The sequence below is a fragment of the Rhodococcus sp. OK302 genome, assembly GCF_002245895.1.
Lineage (GTDB): Bacteria > Actinomycetota > Actinomycetes > Mycobacteriales > Mycobacteriaceae > Rhodococcus_F.
In genome coordinates this window covers 565,924-582,762 of record NZ_NPJZ01000001.1, presented here as the reverse complement: position 1 = coordinate 582,762, position 16,839 = coordinate 565,924, and the positions used below count along the sequence as shown (strand labels likewise).

Below are 16,839 nucleotides of genomic sequence, written 5' to 3'. Positions count from 1 at the left end.
GTTCGGTCCTTGTTCGTTCTTTTGACGGAGATGACATGTACCTCACTCAGTCGCTGCACCGCAGCGTTCAACAAGCGCCAGAGTCGGTTTCGACAATCTGTGGCGATCGAATCTTTACGCATGCACAAACTCTGGAGCGAGTGAGCCGTCTCGCGGGAGCGATGAGGAATCTCGGAGTCCGCGGTGGCGATCGAGTCGCGATTCTGGCGCTGAATTCCGACCGATACTTTCAGTTGCTGTCGGCAGTTCCCTGGGCAGACGCCGTCGTAGTACCGGTCAATATCAGGTGGAGTGTCAAGGAGATCGCATACTCGCTCAACGAGACTGACACTCGACTGATCTTCGTAGACGACGCGTTTGCGCCCCTGATTCCGCAATTGAAGGAAGCAAGCCCGCAACTCGCAGCAGTTATTCACAGCGGCGACGGGCCTATGCCGGAAGGGATGTTGTCCTTCGAGACGTTGATCAGTGAGTCGGATCCGATTCCGGATGCACATCGCAGAGGAGATTCCCTCGCGGGAATCTTCTACACCGGTGGCACTACGGGGTTCCCGAAGGGCGTGATGCTCAGTCATCGCAACATCTTCGCTTCGACTCTGGGCAACGCTGCACTGGGAGCAGTGACCTCGCAGGGGCGAACACTGCACGCCGCACCGATGTTCCACCTTGCGGATCTTGCATCACTGGTAGGTATGTCGTTGCTAGGTGGCTCGCATGTATTCATACCGATGTTTGATCCCGTCGCGACCCTGGCGGCTGTCGATACACATGGTGTTACAGACATCATGTTGGTGCCGACCATGATTCAGATGGTGATCGATCATCCGCGTCGGCCGGAGTTCGACCTGTCAAGAGTTGCGAATATCATGTACGGGGCATCCCCGATGTCGGAATCTCTCCTGGGTCGGGCGCGTGACGCATTCTCGTCGACGAAGTTTATCCAGGCCTACGGAATGACTGAACTCTCCCCGGTTGCAACGAGTCTCGTCGACGAGTTCCATGAAGACCCCATCTTGCGGCGATCGCTAGGTCGGGCGGCACCGCATTCGCTGGTCAAGGTTGTCGACCCCGACGGCATTGAAGTGCCACGTGGAACTGTCGGTGAAATCGTCGTGTCAGGTGACCACGTGATGCTGGGGTACTGGAACAAACCGGCGGAAACCGCGGCCGCAATTCGTGACGGGTGGATGCATACCGGCGACGGCGGCTATATGAACGACCAAGGGTTTGTCTTCATTGCCGATCGGATCAAGGACATGATCATCAGCGGTGGCGAGAACGTCTATTCGATCGAGGTGGAGAACTCGATCGTCCGACATTCCTCGGTCGCGATGTGTGCGGTGGTGGCGGTTCCGGATGAGAAGTGGGGTGAGCGGGTTCATGCTGTGGTGCAGCTGATTCCGGGGCAATCCCTGACCTTGGCCGAATTGCAGGATCACTGTAAGGAAGAAATTGCAGGATACAAGATCCCGCGGAGTCTGGCTGTGATCAGTGAACTGCCGATGTCGGCGGCCGGCAAGATTCTCAAACGCGAATTGCGTGTCCAGTTTCAGAACACCCCGGCTTGACCAGTTTCTCGACGCTCCAGGGAAGGCGAAACATGACCAGCGCAGAACCAGCGGTGCGTTGCGGTGCCGCAGTACGGACGCATAGCGCAATCAGAGGACGAGCTGCGCGATTGGCGTCGGCGTTGAGCGCACTCGGAATCGGGCACGGTGATCGATACGCGATAGTGATGCGGAATTCGATCGAGTTCCTCGAAGCAAGCTTGGCGGGCAGTGGAATCGGTGCGATTCCCGTCCCGGTGAACTCGCATTGGACGGGCGACGACCTAGCTCATCTGCTCACAGACAGTGGCAGCAAGCTTGTCATCGTCGACAGTGATTTGGTGTCGGTAGTCGAGGCTGTTCTTCCACCGGGGATGACTGTTGTGGAAGTGGGCGGCAGTACGGGTGGGAAGTATCCGGATTTCGAATCCTTGATAGCGACGAGCGAGCCGATCGGTGCGCAAGTTCTGGATCCCCCGTTGGGTGTGATCTACACGTCGGGTACCACGGGAAAGCCGAAAGGTATTCTGCGGCAGCCGATGACAACGGGGCAAGCCGGTCAGGTAGCGGCAGTCATGATGACAATGCTTGCAGCTAATCCGTCGATGTCGACGCTGATACCGGCACCGTTGTATCACACGGCGCCAAATGCCCACGCGGTCTTTGCGATAGCTCTCGGTATGAATCTCGAGATCATGCCGCGCTTTGATCCCGAAGAGTTCCTACGCCTCGTGCAGGATCAAAAGATCCAACATACGCAGATGGTTCCGACGATGTTTGTGAGGTTGCTGAAATTGCCCGCGGATATCCGCGGCAAGTACGACATTTCGTCGCTCGCGTCGGTAGTGCATGCTGCCGCACCGTGTCCGGTAACCGTCAAGCGAGAAATGATCGATTGGTTCGGTCCGATCATCTCGGAGTTCTACGGAGGATCGGAAACCGGTGGGGCAGTGATATGCAACAGTGAGCAGTGGCTGGAGCATCCAGGAACGGTGGGGCATCCGATCGCGGACACCGTCGTCAAGATTCTGGATCCTGTTTCTCTGCAGGAACTTCCGACTGGAGAATCGGGCGATATCTATATCAAGCCGTTCTCGTCGTGGCCGGAGTTCACCTACATCGGAAACGACGCCAAGCGACGAGAGATGGAGCATGACGGGCTCATTACTGTCGGCGATATCGGCTACATAGATGACGACGGCTATCTGTTCCTCAACGATCGTAGAAACGACCTCATCAATTCCGGTGGTGTGAACATCTATCCGGCAGAGATCGAAGGGTGCTTGGTCGGGCACGAGAGTATCGCTGATGCAGCAGTATTCGGAATTCCGGATGAAGAGTTCGGGGAGGCGATTGCGGCTCACATCGAGCTCTCTCCCGGCGCATCCCTCAGCGTCGAGGACGTCAAGGATTTTGTTCGTGCGCATCTGGCCGGTTACAAAGTTCCGAAGGTTATCGTGTTCGAGGACAAACTCCCGCGAGAAGACACCGGTAAGTTGTTCAAACGAAAGCTGAAGGAGCCGTACTGGAATGAACAGCTCAGCAGTCGATAGAGAGTTCATCTACGGCAATGTCGCAGTCACCGTGCACGCCGCCACGGCGGTGGTGACTCTGATGCGCCCAGATCGGCTCAACGCTTTAACTGCCCAAGTATCGTTCGATCTCGAGCGGTCACTTCGACGTATCGGCGGTGACTCGTCTACCCGAGTGGTGGTACTGACTGGAAGTGGTCGATCATTCTGTGCAGGAATGGATCTCGATTCCACTCCTGGCGCCGGTGTGGATGGTGATCCAGTCCAAGCCGTCTATCAGGATATGCGGACGGCCACGTCCGTCGTCATCGCGATGCGGGAGATTCGCCAACCGGTGATTGCGGCTGTCCGCGGCAACGCGGTGGGAGCAGGGTTCGCTTTTGCTGCGGCGTCCGACATTCGAATCTGTTCCTCGGACGCTCTTTTCAGCGCGATGTTCGTCAAGATCGGTATGAGTCCCGGAGACCTCGGGTTGTCATGGATATTGCCCAGATTGATCGGACATGGGCGGGCCGCAGAATTGTTCTATCGAGGAGGTGCCCTCGATGCGGCGACGGCTCAGGAGTGGGGTTTCACCGGAACCCTGGCCGAGGATCCGTTGCAGAGCGCTCTGGAGTTGGCGGAAGAAATGGGCAGTCGGCCGCCACTGGGTATTGCGATGTGCAAGGAACTGCTCAACTCCAGTCTCGGTTGGAGCGGTTTCCGTGAGCACCTCGAGTTGGAACTACGTTCACAGGTGATCGGACTCCTGACAGCAGACCACCGCGATGCCGTGCAAGCGTTTCACAATGGGCGTTCGCGGACCTCCACGTGATTGTCGATGAGGCAAGCCTGGCGCCGGTGCCCGCTAGGCTTGTCTCATGGTCGCATTCACCGGGATACCCGTTGCCGCACTCGACTTCTACGAGGATCTCGAGGCTGACAACAGCAAGGCCTGGTGGGCCGCGCACAAAGATACGTACGACGAGATGGTTCGTCGTCCCATGACAGCGCTGGTCGCGGAACTCGAAGACGAGTTCGGAACCGCCAAGCTCTTCCGTCCGTATCGCGACGTGCGATTCTCGAAGGACAAGATTCCGTACAAGACGCACCAGGGTGCCTTTGTGGGTCTCGCCCAGAGTTGCGGTTACTACGTGCAGATCGACCCCGCAGGATTGATGGTGGCCGGCGGGTTCTACGGCAGTACGTCGGAAACGATTGCGCGTTATCGCGCCGCCGTCGACGACGACGTTCGTGGCCCGGAACTCGAGAAGATCCTCGCGGACGTGCAGAAGGCCGGCTTCACCGTCGGCGGCGACACCCTCAAGACTGCGCCACGGGGTTACACCGTCGACCACCCGAGGATTGAACTGCTCCGGCACAAGTCCTTGACCGCGAGCCGTAGTTTCCCTAGTCCGTCGTGGTTGGACAGCCCGCGGACACTCAAAGAGGTTCAGAAGTCCTGGCGCGCGCTGACACCCTTGGTCGAGTGGTCCGGTCAGGTACTCGGGGCCAACTGAAGTGACGTCAACCCGGGGTTGACGATCTCGGGATCGTCAACCTATGGTTGACGCATGGACAAGCCGGTAGAAATGACAAACAAAGTCCGACTCGACGACCTCATCGACGCGATCAAGAAGGTCCACACCAACGCGTTGGACCAATTGTCCGACGCGGTGGTTGCAGCAGATCATCTCGGTGAAGTCGCCGATCACCTCATCGGGCACTTCGTGGACCAAGCACGACGATCGGGAGCGTCGTGGACCGACATCGGGCGGAGCATGGGCGTCTCCAAGCAAGCCGCGCAGAAGCGCTTTGTGCCGAAAGCGCCCGGCGAAGGCAAGCTGATGGACCCCAACGACGGATTCAGTCGATTTACGGTTCGCGCCAAGAATGTGGTGATGGCTGCGCAGAATGAAGCCCGGGCAACCGGTAGCGCGGAGATCCATCCGGCGCATCTGATTCTCGGACTCCTGACGGAACCCGAGGCGTTGGCGGCCCAGGCGATTGTTGCGCAGGGGATAGGCCTCGAGGCGGTGCGTGACGCCGTCACCAGCGGATTGGCAGCAGGGGGAGCGGATGAGCTGCCCCAGCTCATTCCCTTTGACGCTCAATCCAAGAAGGCACTCGAACTGACCTTCCGCGAGGCCCTCAGATTGGGGCACAACTACATCGGCACCGAACATATCCTGCTCGCATTGCTCGAGCTGGAAGACGGTTCCGGTGTTCTCGCCGACCTTGGCGTCGACAAAGCCGCAGCGGAATCGAATATCGAGGCGACGGTGTCAGCGGTGATCAAGGCTCAATCCGAGGATCAGTAGCCGTCAGGCCGGAGGATGCAAAGAGGGCCAGATACAAAAGAGGGCCGCACCCTTGCGGATGCGACCCTCTTTCTGTGTCACTGACTAGACAGCGCGCACATTGGTAGCCTGGGGGCCCTTCTGGCCCTGGCCAACCTCGAACTCCACACGCTGGTTCTCGTCGAGCGACTTGTAGCCGTTGCCCGAGATCTCAGAGTAGTGAACGAACACGTCCGGTGTTCCGTCGTCGGGAGCGATGAAACCAAAGCCCTTTTCGCCGTTGAACCACTTCACGATGCCCTGTGCCATACAAATACTCCCTACAAAACGATCCGGGTTTCACATCGAAGTCCCGATCTCGATACCTCCATCTTTGCATGCCGCGCAAGTCTGCGCATCGTGGCGTGCAAAAAGGCACTTCAGAAGGCATAAATTGATCATTTTCGGGACGTCCGGTTGGGCAATTGGTGTCATTTCGGTCCGGTAAACGTCGTAGGTTCGGGTAGTGAATCGCCTGTTCGGCCTACTATCTGCCGATGGTGGACATCGATCTGACCGGGCGCTCTGCCGTTGTCGGCGGTTCGCAGCCGCTACGCGGAATCTTGGAGGTACCGGCGGGTCCCGGTCCGTGGCCGGGAGTGGTCATGATCCATGAGGCCTTCGGACTCGACGACGTGATGCATCGGCAGGCCAAGCGGCGAGTGGTGCGTACTCGACGTTCGAAATATGTCAGCCCAGCAGATTCCAGACCTGCGCCAATGACCGCGACACTTCCTTGTTCCGAATTGCTCCGTCTCCGTCGACGGCATCTCGTCCGACAGGTACCGCAACGCAGGCGGGCCGGATCAATCGCGCGTCGACGTAGCCCAATACGGTTTCAAGGGTGCTCACCGCGCCTTGTCCGCGACCTTGTGCGGCGACGTTGATCCACGCCGCCGGTTTATCGTTCATCTCGGTTCCGCCGACGGTCCAGTCCAGCAGGTTCTTGAAACTGCCCGGCAAAGTTCCTGCGTACTCGGGTGTGCAGAACAGCACGGCGTCGGCGTCCCGTATGGCCTGTCGCAGGGCGCGTACTTCATCGTGAAGTGGATCCTGGTCGTCGTCGGGATTGAACGCAGGCAGACGCGACAACCCGCGATACGTGGTTGTGGTCGCACTCGGCGGAGCTGATTCGGCGATTGACGCGAGTGCAGCGGCGTTGGTCGAGTTTGCTCTGGTGCTCCCTGAGATGAGCAGAATGTTCACAAAGTCGATGTTCGCACAATCAGGGTGCTGAACGAATGGCGCGGCGGGAATGTTGATTGTGCGCCTCTGGACAACTCAGTTAATCGTCATTATCTTAATTTGATCATTGGCTGATGCTCTGGAGGCACTGTGACCGACCGTTTTCCGCAAGCCGAACTGACGGACCTTCCCGAGGACATCTCGACGAAAATTCTTGAAATCCAAGAAAAGTCAGGTTTTGTTCCCAATGTCTTCCTGATGTTCGCGCGTCGTCCGGCGGAGTTCCGAGCGTTCTTCGCCTATCACGACGCGATCATGCTCAAGGAAGATTCAGCTCTCACCAAGGGCGACCGCGAAATGATCGTCACCGCGATCTCGGCGGCCAACAAATGTACGTACTGCGTTGTGGCGCATGGTGCGATCCTGCGGATCTACGAGAAGAAGCCGCTCGTTGCCGATCAAGTTGCGGTCAATTATCGAACTGCCGATATTTCGGACCGTCAACGTGCGATGCTCGACTTCGCTACCAAGGTCAACTCCGCTTCGCATGAGATCGCCGACTCTGATTTCGATGCACTGCGTGAGCACGGCTTCAATGACGAGGATGCCTGGGATATTGCCGCTGTCACTGCCTTCTTCGGTCTGAGCAACAGGATGGCCAGCTTCTCCGGAATGCTGCCGAATCCGGAGTTTTACCTGATGGGACGCATTCCCCGATCCTGATCCGGCAGCGGTCGAGCCCTCCCTGAACATTATCGGACCAACCGGTCGTAACGCTTTTGTGTTTCCTGGCGAAGTAAAGGTTGTCCATGCCGGAAATGCCGTCTTCGTAAAGAAGGCTGAAAGGTTGTGCGAATGTCGGAGAAGTCCATTGCCAATTCTCGGAGGGTCCGCGCCGCGGCCGTCGGAGCCGTTCTCGCACTCGGATTGGCGGTAGGTGGTTCGGGCATAGCGTTGGCGGAGCCAGATGCCACCTGCACACCGAGCGCGGAGACGCCCTGCGACAGTGAAACGGTGCCCGGCGCCGATGCGGGAACCGGAACGACACCGGCAGATACCGAGACAGTGACCCCCAAGGCTGCTGACGGTGCACCGGTCGCAGAAGCCGGCGACAAGGACGCAGCAGCTATTGCGGAGGCGGAAGCTAAGGCCAAAGCCGCCGCAGATGCAGCCAAGGTGGCCGCCGACGAGGCGGCGAAGGCAGGCGAGGGCTCAACGGCCGCGACTGACACGTCAGAGAAGGCGACTGATGCGATGACGCAGGCAAGCGTCGAGGCAACCAAGGCCGCGGTGGAGTCGACTCAGGCCAAGGAGCAGGCCGTAACGGCCGAGCAGGCCGCCAAGGCGGCGGAAGACGCTGCCAAGTCGGCGGCAAGTTCTGCTGTGGAGGCTAAGCAGGCTGCGGAGGCGGCACAGACGAAGGCCGACGAAGCTGCAGCCAATGCAGCGAAGCTCGAAGAGGCTGCGAAGGCCGGCGATGGAACCAAGATCGCGGAAGCCGAGAAGGCCCGGGCAGAGGCAATCGCACTGCAGGGTAAGGCTGACGAGGCAAAGGCTGCCGTGGATGTCAACGCGAAGCTGGTCGAGGATAAGAACAAGGAAGCTGAAGAGGCTTGGAAGAAAAGAGATTTCGCCAAGGCTGCAGCTGCTAAGGCCGAAGCAGCTTGGGCTGCATTGAGTTCCAAGAAGCTCGCCGTCGCCGCCAAGGAAACCCAGAAGGCAGCTGCCGACGCCGAAGCCGCGGCTAAAACCGCTGAGTCGGACGCGGCGGATGAACTAAAGGTCGCTGCGGACGCACGGAAGGCAGCGGACGACGCGGAAGCAGCTTCCGTCGCAGCCAAGCAGGCAGCTGAGGATGCCAAGGCTGCCGCAGAAAAGGCGCAAGCTGACGCCGACGCGGCGGGGGAGTCTGCGACAGATAAGCGAGCTGACGCCGATGCCAAGGCCAAGTTGGCAGCGGAGAAGGCAGCAGCTGCCGCGGCCGCGAGCCAAAAGGCGCAGGATCTTTACATCGAGGCAGACAAAGCTAAAGCTGCTGCCGACGCGGCGGCAGCAGCAGCCAAGGCGGCTCAGGCCGCGGCAACTGCGGCGCAGGGCGAGTCTGATGCGGCGAAGAAGGCACTCGAAGATCTGAAAGCGAAGTCCGACAAGGATATCGAGAACGGAACCGGCATCGGTGGCGACGTCATCATCGGTGACAAGACGACTGATGGTTCGGGTGTCACGAAGGTCGACGACACCACGGCCGTGGTCGACAAGACCGGTGTGAAATTGGTCGGTTACTACAACAACAAGGGTGCGTTCGACGTCGTCGACTACTACGTCACCGATGCTGAGGGAGACCAGGCGCTCGCGGGTGGACTGCCTCCGGTCGACCTTGCGCTCGGTGATTCCTCGAGTAGCGGTGGCGTAAGTGTGCCGCTGGTTCTGGCCGGCGTCGGAGTTGTGGGCGTGGCTGCTGCAGCCGGAGCAGTGGTCATTCGTCGTAAGCGCGGCGGCACTGCTTCCTAAATGCCGCCACCTGATGGCGGTGGCGGCGCTGGCAATCCTGGTGCCAGGCTGCTCGGGCATCGGGGCAGGGTCGCTGCCGGATCGTTCGCCGGTGGAGTCGCACATTGCGGCTCCACCGGCGTCGGCGACTGTCGAACCGGCGGAACCTGACCACATCGAGCTGCGATCACCCGACGGAGTGACCTATCTGAGCAGTCCACTGCACCCCGAGAAATTGATGCGGGGCGGGGAGAGCGGACAGCAGTTGAACCCGGTCGACGAGCTTCCGGTGTGGTGGGGCGAAAGCGGAACGCCGGGCACCTCGGCTACCCAAACCGTCGTGGTGGTCGGACACAACTACTCCACGAGAGATGCCCCGTTCCGGGCCTTGGGCGTGGTTGAACCCGGTGACCGCGTTGTGTTGAGTACGTCTGCCGGTGTGCTGGAGTACGTCGTCGAGACGGCTGGTCCACTGCGCAAGGGGACTCTGCTGGGGGCACATGAGTTGCGTGAATCGGTTGCCGGGCGCTTGATCCTCGCCAATTGCGATGTCCGTGATGGGGAGCCGACCGACGACAACTACATAGTGGTCGCTCAGTTGGTGGGGTCCTGACCTGGACATAACCCACCTAGACATAAAACTATGGCCCGTAAGTTGCGAGTGAATCGCAACTTACGGGCCATCTTTGTAGCGGGGACAGGATTTGAACCTGCGACCTCTGGGTTATGAGCCCAGCGAGCTACCGAGCTGCTCCACCCCGCGTCGGTGTAAAACCAACAGTACACGACTTCGGGAGGTGCAATTACCACCCCCGGTTCAGCTCCCCGAGTGAGCGCTTTCGGCGTAGTACCCACGGATATGACTGGTGATCCGCTCACGTGCGAGGTCCGGGTCTCCGGCCTGGATAGCTTCCACCAGTCCGCGGTGTTCGTGCCGCAGGCGTGAGCAGGTGGTCGGCCAGGAATCGAGCTGTACCCCCGAGAGCACGTAGGCCTCGATGGACTCGCGCAGTCCGGCCATCATCGCTGCGACAACCTGGTTGCCCGCGGCATCTGCCATGGCAACGTGGAACTGGGCGTCGAGGATGAGGAACTCATCCGCAGTGAGGTCGAGGTTCTCCATGGAGTCGAGCAGTTCGACGGCACTGCCGAGGTCCGGTGTGGGCTGCAAGCGGGCAAGCGTCGCCATGACTTCGGCTTCGAGAACCAAACGCGTCTTTACGACGTCGGAAACCGGAAAGCCTTGTGCTGCAACCTGCATGCGCATGAGCATGGTCATGCCGCCGGTGGGTCGGGCGACGATCATGGCACCCGACGTCGGGCCGGATCCCGTCTGCGCCTTGAGAAGTCCGAGTGCTTCCATGACGCGCAACGCTTCCCGGACGGAGGACCGGCCGACGCCGAGTTCTGCTGCAAGGACGCGTTCACCCGGAAGGCGCTGACCCGGGCGGACCTCACCCGACGTCAGCCTCTTCTCCAGGTGGCTCAGAACTTGTTCCCACGCGCGTGGACTCGAATCGGAGGGCATGAGCCAAGAGCCTAGGTGGCGCCTACGGGAGCATCCACGACAGGACGGGTGTGGACTGCAGATACACGAGCGTGCACAGGATGAGGAGCATGGCGAGGCTGTATCCGATGACCTTGCGCAAGAGGATGGGTTCGCTGCCGATCTGGCCGACGGCCGTGGCAGCGATCGTGAGGTTCTGGGGGCTCACGAGTTTGCCGACGACGCCGCCGGAGGTATTGGCAGCCACCAACAGGGTCGGGTCGATACCTGCCGTTTGGCCGGCGACCTGCTGCAGTTTGGCGAATAGTGCATTCGCGGACGTGTCCGAGCCGGTCACGGCGGTGCCCAGCCAACCCAGAATCGGGGAGAAGAACGCGAAGGCCGCGCCGGTGCCGGCCAGCCAGGTGCCGATCGACACTGTCTGTCCTGATTGGTTCATGACGTAACTCAGGCCGAGCACCGTGGCGACGGTAGCAATGGCAAGGCGCATCTTGACGACGGTGGCTCCGAAGGTCGCCACTGACTGTCTTGGAGTCAGCGGGAACCGGCCGTCGTGTGTCCAGAATCCGTACACGGCGGTGACGATGACACCGCAGATCAACAGCAGTGTGCCGGGATTCGAGAGCCAGGAGAACGTGTAGATCGCGCTCGACGAGGGATCGCCGGTGCCTGTCAGCAAGTTTCCGTACAGTCCCGGCCATTCGATCTTCCGGTCGGTCTTGCTCAACCAGCCGGCGAGGTCGAACCCTGCAGTCCAGAGCTTGGCGACGCCAAACACCACCACAACCAGGAGATACGGGAACAGTGCCATGAAGGTTCGCGGTGCGCCGAGGTGCTCGGGTTCGACCTTGGATCGCTGATCGTCAGGCGTCTTGGGATGCCAGAAACGAAGCATGGCGACGGCTGCTGCGAGGCCGGCAAGTGAAGCGACCACGTCGGTGAGTTCGTACGAGAAATGGCTGGAGCACCAGAACTGGGCGAAGGCGAATACCGCGCCGGTGACCAGGGCGATGGGCCAGACCTGCTTCAGGCCGCGTTTGCCGTCGACCAGGAACAGGAGCAAGAGGGGGACGAACAGCGCGAGGATGGGGGTTTGTCGTCCGACAACGGCGGCGATCTCGGTGGCCGGAATGCCGGTCAGGTTCCCGGCAGTGGTGATCGGAATTGCCATGGCGCCGAAGGCAACCGGTGCAGTGTTGGCAACCAGGACGGTCACAGCGGCACGAATCGGCGGCATCCCGAGTGCGATGAGCATCGCGCCGGTAATAGCTACCGGTGCGCCGAAACCGGCCAGGGCTTCGAGCATTCCGCCGAAACAGAACGCGATGAGCATGGCTTGCACTCGCATGTCGCCGCGTCCGACGGTATTGAATACACGTCGTAGATCCTCGAAACGTCCACTGACTACGGTCAATTCGTAGAACCAGATTGCGGTAACGACGATCCACATCACCGGGAAAAGTCCGAAGGTGATTCCTTGGAGCGCAGACAGTGCGGTCAGTGACGTGGGCATGTCGAAGCCGACGACAGCGACGACTGCTGCGACGGCCAATGCGCCGAGTCCGGAGTACCACGCCTTGAGTTTGAAGCCGGCGAGCAGGACGAAGAACGTCGCCAAGGGTAGAAGCCCGACGAGCGCAGACGCGGTCAACGACCCGCCGATCGCGGTGGTGGACGGCGTGAAACTCACCGCGAGTAATTCGGTAGCCACAAGTATCTCCTGACGACGGCACCGCCGAGGTCAGCGGTTGCAATGACGGTCTGTGTGGTCGGACCACAGGAACGTACACCATGACCCGGCTCACAATCGAGTGTTGTGCGAATTTTTCTATTTTTCGGGGTATTCCGGTTACCTAGGCCCCTGACCGTGCTTTACTGTGGTCTGACCACATCGACAGATTGCGGAGATCACATGCGCGTCGCACTGTTCGCCACCTGTATCGGGGACACGATGTTCCCCGACGCAGCCAAGGCCACGGCCCTCCTGCTCACCAGGCTCGGGCACGACGTCGTGTTTCCGTCCGGGCAGACATGCTGCGGGCAGATGCACGTCAACACCGGCTATCAGCCGGAAGCGTTGCCGTTGGTTACGAACTACGCCGACACATTCGGCGACATCTCGATCGATGCCGTCGTCGCTCCGTCCGGATCGTGTGTGGGCTCGGTTCGTCATCAGCACGAGATCGTTGCCGAGCGATACGGAACTGCATCTCTGTGCGGGCAAGTGAAGACGGTGAAGGCAAAGACGTACGAGCTCTCCGAGTTTCTGGTGGATGTCCTCGGCGTCACCGACGTCGGTGCGTACTTCCCCCATCGCGTCACCTATCACCCGACCTGTCACTCGCTACGCATGTTGAGAGTGGGAGACAAGCCGTTGCAGTTGCTGCGTAACGTGCGGGACATCGATCTGGTGGAACTCCCCGAAGCGGATTCCTGCTGCGGATTCGGCGGTACCTTCGCTATCAAGAATGCCGAAACTTCGACGGCGATGTTGGCGGACAAGATTCGCCACGTTGCCGACACCGGAGCAGAGTTTTGCAGCGCGGGAGACTCCTCGTGTCTGATGCATATCGGCGGTGGACTGTCGCGGTTGCAGATGGGCACCAAGACGATTCACCTGGCGGAGATCCTGGCTTCGGTGGAAAGCCGGGTGCACGCATGAGCGCCGTGACTCTGGGATTGCCCAGCTTCCCGCCGCGTTCGCCCGAAGGGGCGGGATTCCTCCGCGGCGCCGAAAAGTTTCCCGCCGCTGCGCATCACGAGTTGGCCAATGCTCAATTGCGTCGCAACATCGGCAAAGCCACCCACACCATCCGGGCCAAGCGGATTCACGTGACGGAAGAGCTACCCGACTGGGAAGAGTTGCGCGACGCGGGATCTGCGATCAAGACCGACGTCATGGCGCGGTTGCCGGAACTGCTCGAACAGTTCGAAGCTGCAGTCATTGCACGCGGCGGCACGGTTCACTGGGCGGCAGATGCCAACGAGGCCAATGCAATTGTGACCGAACTGGTCAAGACGACCGGCTCCGATGAAGTCATCAAGGTCAAGTCGATGGCAACGCAGGAGATCGGCCTCAACGAGCACCTCGAAACCCAGGGCATCACAGCCTACGAAACAGATCTCGCCGAACTGATCGTCCAACTCGGCCACGACAAACCGTCGCACATCCTGGTGCCGGCGATCCACCGCAATCGCTCGGAGATCCGGGAAATCTTCCTCCGCGAAATGCCCGACGTGGATCCGGAACTCGGCGACAACCCGGCGGAACTTGCTGCCGCAGCCCGAAAGTTCTTGCGCCACAAATTTATGACTACGCCGGTCGCGATTTCGGGTGCCAACTTCGGGATCGCCGACACCGGAACGCTCACGGTCGTCGAATCCGAGGGCAACGGCCGAATGTGCCTCACATTGCCGAAGACCCTGATCACGGTGATGGGGATCGAGAAGATCTTGCCGACGTATCGGGACCTCGAAGTCTTTCTTCAACTATTGCCGCGGTCCTCGACCGGCGAGCGCATGAATCCGTATACCTCGATGTGGACCGGCGTCACACCTGGCGACGGGCCGCAAGAGTTCCACCTCGTACTCCTCGATAACGGGCGCACGGCAGCACTGGCCGACAAGATCGGTCGCGAAGCACTCAACTGCATCCGATGCTCGGCATGCCTGAACGTGTGCCCCGTCTACGAGCGCACCGGCGGCCACGCATACGGATCGACCTATCCCGGTCCGATCGGTGCAGTGCTGACACCACAATTGGCGGGCATGCACGGCAAGGACGACCCGAACTCGACGCTTCCGTTCGCGTCGACGCTGTGCGGGGCTTGCTTCGACGCGTGTCCCGTCAAGATCGACATCCCGTCATTGCTGGTGGAACTGCGCCATCAGAAGGTTGAGCAATCAGGCGTCACCGCAGAGGCTTTGGCGATGAAGGCCGCGTCGTACGCGATGTCGTCGTCGACGCGGTGGACGGCCGCGCAGAAAGCTGCGGGGCTGGGCCGCATCGTGGCCGGTAAGAAGGGAAAGATCTCGACGCTCCCACCGCCGTTGAACGGTTGGACCGCAGCCCGGGATATTCCGGCACCGCCCAAACAAACATTTCGATCCTGGTGGGATTCCGACGAAGGCCGCGCGGCACTGGATCAGGCGCGTCGCGGAGCGCATCCAGACAGCGACGGGAAGGCAGAGAAGTGAATTCACGTGATCTGGTGCTCGGACGTATTCGGGACGCCATCACTCTGGCTCCGGCAGTCGATGCGGAAATTCCCCGGAATTATCGCACCGGCAGAACGCTTCCCGATGACGAACGCATCGACCTTTTTGTCGACCGACTGGTGGATTACAAGGCGTACGTCCACCAGTGCGCCGCGACAGGTATCGCGGAAACAATTGCCGACATTCTTGCTGCAAACGCTTTGAAGATCGTCGGGATCCCGGCCGGCCTGGATCGCACCTGGGTTGCAGATTTCTACGACGAGCTTGTCGTGGACAGTTCCGATGTGCCGGCGCCCGAACTCGAGAGGTTGGACGCCGTGATCACAGGATCGGCAGTGTCCTGCGCTGAAACCGGCACCATCTTTCTTGATGCCGGCCCGGATCAGGGACGCCGTGCGTTGACGCTCGTGCCGGATACGCACATCTGCGTGGTCTTCGGGGAGAGCGTGGAAGTCGGTGTGCCGGAAGCGATGGCAAAGCTGACTCCCGAGCGGCCCACCACCATGATCAGCGGGCCGTCGGCCACCTCCGACATCGAGTTGGAGCGAGTCGAAGGTGTCCACGGCCCGCGTAATCTGCACGTCGTGATCGTCAGCTAGCTCAGTCCAAGTCGCCGAATTCTCCGCCGATTACTGCACGTTTGATGGCTTCGCGGAGTCGAGGGCAATCCCGCATCCCGGCGATATTGTGGACGGCGGTGTCGGGGCCGCTCAATTCGGTGCAGTGGGCGAGAGTGTCCGCATCCCACTGCACCGTCGTGTGATGCCAACTGTTCTTCTCGACAGTGACGCTGCCGGAGCAAGTCCCGCACGTGATCTGGGCAGCGTTACTCACACTCGTGCCGCCATGTTCTCGGCAACCTCTTGGCGCCAGGCCTCGACCGGGCGGGTGGTGTCGAGTTCGAATTCGAAGCGGTCCACCATGTCCGGGGTGATGTCGGCGACGTCGACGTAGAACTGCTCGTACCACCGACGCAGCTGGTACACCGGTCCGTCTTCGTCGCACAGAAGCGGATTGTCGATGCGGGCCTTGTTCTTCCAGATTTCGACGTCCTGCTCGAAACCGGTGCTGATGAACCCGCTCATGCTCTCGGCCATATTGGTCGCCGCGGCACCGTCGAGATGCTCGGAGTTCTTGACGATGACGCCGTACGTCAACACAAACGAGTTCGCGTCGATCGGGTAGTGGCAGTTGAGCAGAACCGACTCGATATCGAAGTTCTCGTAGTGGTACGTCAACTCGTCGATCATGAAGGACGGACCGTAATACGCTGCCGACGAACTGTTTCCGGACAGCTTCGGTTCACCGGCCGCGGCGGGCCGACGGAAATCGTCGCGGCCCACTCCGTTCATGTACTGAGCGGCCACGTGGCCTTCGAACACATTCTTGAAGAACGTGGGAAATGACTTGTGGATGTAGAAGAAGTGGGCCATGTCGACGTTGTTGTCGATGAGTTCACGGCAGTTGGTGTTGACGACGATCTGCTTGAAGCCCTTCCAATCCGTCCAGCCGTCGGACAATGCACCGAGAATGCGCGGCGGCGCAACCTCGGGCGGCGGCGGGTTACCCTCCGGATCGTTGTAGACGAACAACATTCCGTCCTGATCGAGCGTCGGCCAGGCGCGGGTTTTCGCCAGTGGCGGTACGCGGCGGGCGTAGGGGATACCCGTACATTTGCCGTTGCCGCCCCAGCGCCAGTCGTGGAACGGACACGCAACCGAATCGCCCTTGATCTCGCCCTGGGACAAGTCTCCACCCATGTGACGGCAGTACGCGTCCAGGATTTTCAGCTCACCGCTTTCTCCCGCGAAAACGACGAGCTTGGTACCGAAAGCGTTGATCGAGTGGGGTTTTCCATCCTTGAACTCACGGGAAAGGCCCAAGCAATGCCAGCCTCGGGCAAATCGAGTGGGCGATTCTTTCGCGACAATCTCGCGAACATCTTCCTGATCGGTGGTCGAAGTCGTCATGGTCTTCTCCATCTCTGGTTCAACATCGGAAAATTGGGTTAAGTAAGCCAAAGTTGCATGGGTGGTTGATCG

General features: G+C 60.2%; 17 protein-coding genes, 1 tRNA gene and 1 pseudogene. 12 read left to right on the top strand and 7 right to left on the bottom strand.

Going from position 1 to position 16,839, the window contains the following annotated elements:
• Positions 1–35: 35 nt before the first annotated feature.
• Genes BDB13_RS02630 through BDB13_RS02610 form a run of 5 tightly spaced genes read left to right on the top strand, consistent with a single transcriptional unit; the run spans position 36 to position 5,379 of the window.
• Positions 36–1,568, top strand: a complete 1,533-nt coding sequence (locus BDB13_RS02630) for an acyl-CoA synthetase (protein ID WP_094270280.1) — start codon at positions 36–38, stop codon at positions 1,566–1,568.
• A gap of 32 nt (positions 1,569–1,600) precedes the next feature.
• Positions 1,601–3,100, top strand: a complete 1,500-nt coding sequence (locus BDB13_RS02625) for an AMP-binding protein (protein ID WP_094270279.1) — start codon at positions 1,601–1,603, stop codon at positions 3,098–3,100.
• Positions 3,078–3,893: an enoyl-CoA hydratase/isomerase family protein gene (locus BDB13_RS02620; protein WP_094270278.1), complete on the top strand. Its 816-nt coding sequence runs from the start codon at positions 3,078–3,080 to the stop codon at positions 3,891–3,893. The genes BDB13_RS02625 and BDB13_RS02620 overlap by 23 nt, the downstream gene beginning before the upstream one ends.
• 46 nt (positions 3,894–3,939) lie before the next feature.
• Positions 3,940–4,578, top strand: coding sequence for a DUF2461 domain-containing protein (locus BDB13_RS02615; RefSeq protein ID WP_094270277.1), 639 nt, complete (start codon positions 3,940–3,942; stop codon positions 4,576–4,578).
• A gap of 54 nt (positions 4,579–4,632) precedes the next feature.
• Positions 4,633–5,379, top strand: coding sequence for a Clp protease N-terminal domain-containing protein (locus BDB13_RS02610; protein WP_176459511.1), 747 nt, complete (start codon positions 4,633–4,635; stop codon positions 5,377–5,379).
• A gap of 84 nt (positions 5,380–5,463) precedes the next feature.
• Here the strand turns inward: BDB13_RS02610 and BDB13_RS02605 are convergent, their stop codons facing one another.
• The gene (locus BDB13_RS02605) at positions 5,464–5,667 is read right to left on the bottom strand and encodes a cold-shock protein (protein ID WP_003939930.1); all 204 of its coding nucleotides are present in this window, start codon (positions 5,665–5,667) and stop codon (positions 5,464–5,466) included.
• A gap of 227 nt (positions 5,668–5,894) precedes the next feature.
• Between BDB13_RS02605 and BDB13_RS33520 the strand changes: the two are divergent.
• A pseudogene (locus BDB13_RS33520) lies at positions 5,895–6,056 on the top strand (dienelactone hydrolase family protein); the annotation flags it as partial.
• A 31-nt stretch (positions 6,057–6,087) separates the two neighbouring features.
• Here the strand turns inward: BDB13_RS33520 and BDB13_RS02595 are convergent.
• Complete coding sequence (locus BDB13_RS02595) at positions 6,088–6,603, bottom strand: NADPH-dependent FMN reductase (protein ID WP_217902114.1); 516 nt, start codon at positions 6,601–6,603, stop codon at positions 6,088–6,090.
• Between the two features lie 129 nt (positions 6,604–6,732).
• On the opposite strand from BDB13_RS02595, the gene BDB13_RS02590 reads away from it, so the two are divergent.
• The 3 genes from BDB13_RS02590 (at position 6,733) to BDB13_RS02580 (ending at position 9,685) form a co-directional block, all read left to right on the top strand.
• Positions 6,733–7,305 carry a peroxidase-related enzyme gene (locus BDB13_RS02590; RefSeq protein WP_094270275.1) on the top strand — a complete coding sequence of 191 codons (573 nt, stop codon included), beginning with the start codon at positions 6,733–6,735 and terminating at the stop codon, positions 7,303–7,305.
• A gap of 132 nt (positions 7,306–7,437) precedes the next feature.
• Entirely contained in the window at positions 7,438–9,093 is a 1,656-nt protein-coding gene (locus tag BDB13_RS02585; RefSeq protein WP_094270274.1) for a hypothetical protein, read from the top strand.
• A 13-nt stretch (positions 9,094–9,106) separates the two neighbouring features.
• Entirely contained in the window at positions 9,107–9,685 is a 579-nt protein-coding gene (locus BDB13_RS02580) for a class F sortase (RefSeq protein WP_094270273.1), read from the top strand.
• Between the two features lie 76 nt (positions 9,686–9,761).
• Here the strand turns inward: BDB13_RS02580 and BDB13_RS02575 are convergent.
• From BDB13_RS02575 to BDB13_RS02565, 3 genes are all read right to left on the bottom strand, one after another.
• Positions 9,762–9,835 (bottom strand) — tRNA-Met (locus BDB13_RS02575).
• A gap of 54 nt (positions 9,836–9,889) precedes the next feature.
• Entirely contained in the window at positions 9,890–10,600 is a 711-nt protein-coding gene (locus BDB13_RS02570) for a FadR/GntR family transcriptional regulator (protein WP_094270272.1), read from the bottom strand.
• Between the two features lie 22 nt (positions 10,601–10,622).
• On the bottom strand, positions 10,623–12,290 hold the full coding sequence (locus BDB13_RS02565) for an L-lactate permease (protein ID WP_094270271.1): 1,668 nt from the start codon (positions 12,288–12,290) through the stop codon (positions 10,623–10,625).
• Positions 12,291–12,491: 201 nt separating this feature from the next.
• On the opposite strand from BDB13_RS02565, the gene BDB13_RS02560 reads away from it, so the two are divergent.
• From BDB13_RS02560 to BDB13_RS02550, 3 genes are read left to right on the top strand one after another with little or no spacing between them, the layout of a single operon-like run.
• A complete protein-coding gene (locus BDB13_RS02560; protein WP_094270270.1) occupies positions 12,492–13,241 on the top strand; it encodes a (Fe-S)-binding protein in 750 nt (249 codons plus the stop codon).
• The gene (locus BDB13_RS02555) at positions 13,238–14,776 is read left to right on the top strand and encodes a LutB/LldF family L-lactate oxidation iron-sulfur protein (protein ID WP_094270269.1); all 1,539 of its coding nucleotides are present in this window, start codon (positions 13,238–13,240) and stop codon (positions 14,774–14,776) included. The genes BDB13_RS02560 and BDB13_RS02555 overlap by 4 nt, the downstream gene beginning before the upstream one ends.
• Positions 14,773–15,396 (top strand): LutC/YkgG family protein, encoded by a 624-nt coding sequence (locus tag BDB13_RS02550; protein ID WP_094270268.1) that lies wholly within the window; start codon positions 14,773–14,775, stop codon positions 15,394–15,396. Before BDB13_RS02555 ends, BDB13_RS02550 begins: the two co-directional genes overlap by 4 nt.
• A 1-nt stretch (position 15,397) precedes the next feature.
• On the opposite strand, the gene BDB13_RS02545 is transcribed toward BDB13_RS02550, so the two are convergent.
• Both BDB13_RS02545 and BDB13_RS02540 read right to left on the bottom strand, forming a co-directional pair.
• On the bottom strand, positions 15,398–15,631 hold the full coding sequence (locus BDB13_RS02545; protein ID WP_094270267.1) for a hypothetical protein: 234 nt from the start codon (positions 15,629–15,631) through the stop codon (positions 15,398–15,400).
• A complete protein-coding gene (locus tag BDB13_RS02540) occupies positions 15,628–16,767 on the bottom strand; it encodes a Rieske 2Fe-2S domain-containing protein (protein WP_094274620.1) in 1,140 nt (379 codons plus the stop codon). Before BDB13_RS02540 ends, BDB13_RS02545 begins: the two co-directional genes overlap by 4 nt.
• Between the last annotated feature and the right edge of the window lie 72 nt (positions 16,768–16,839).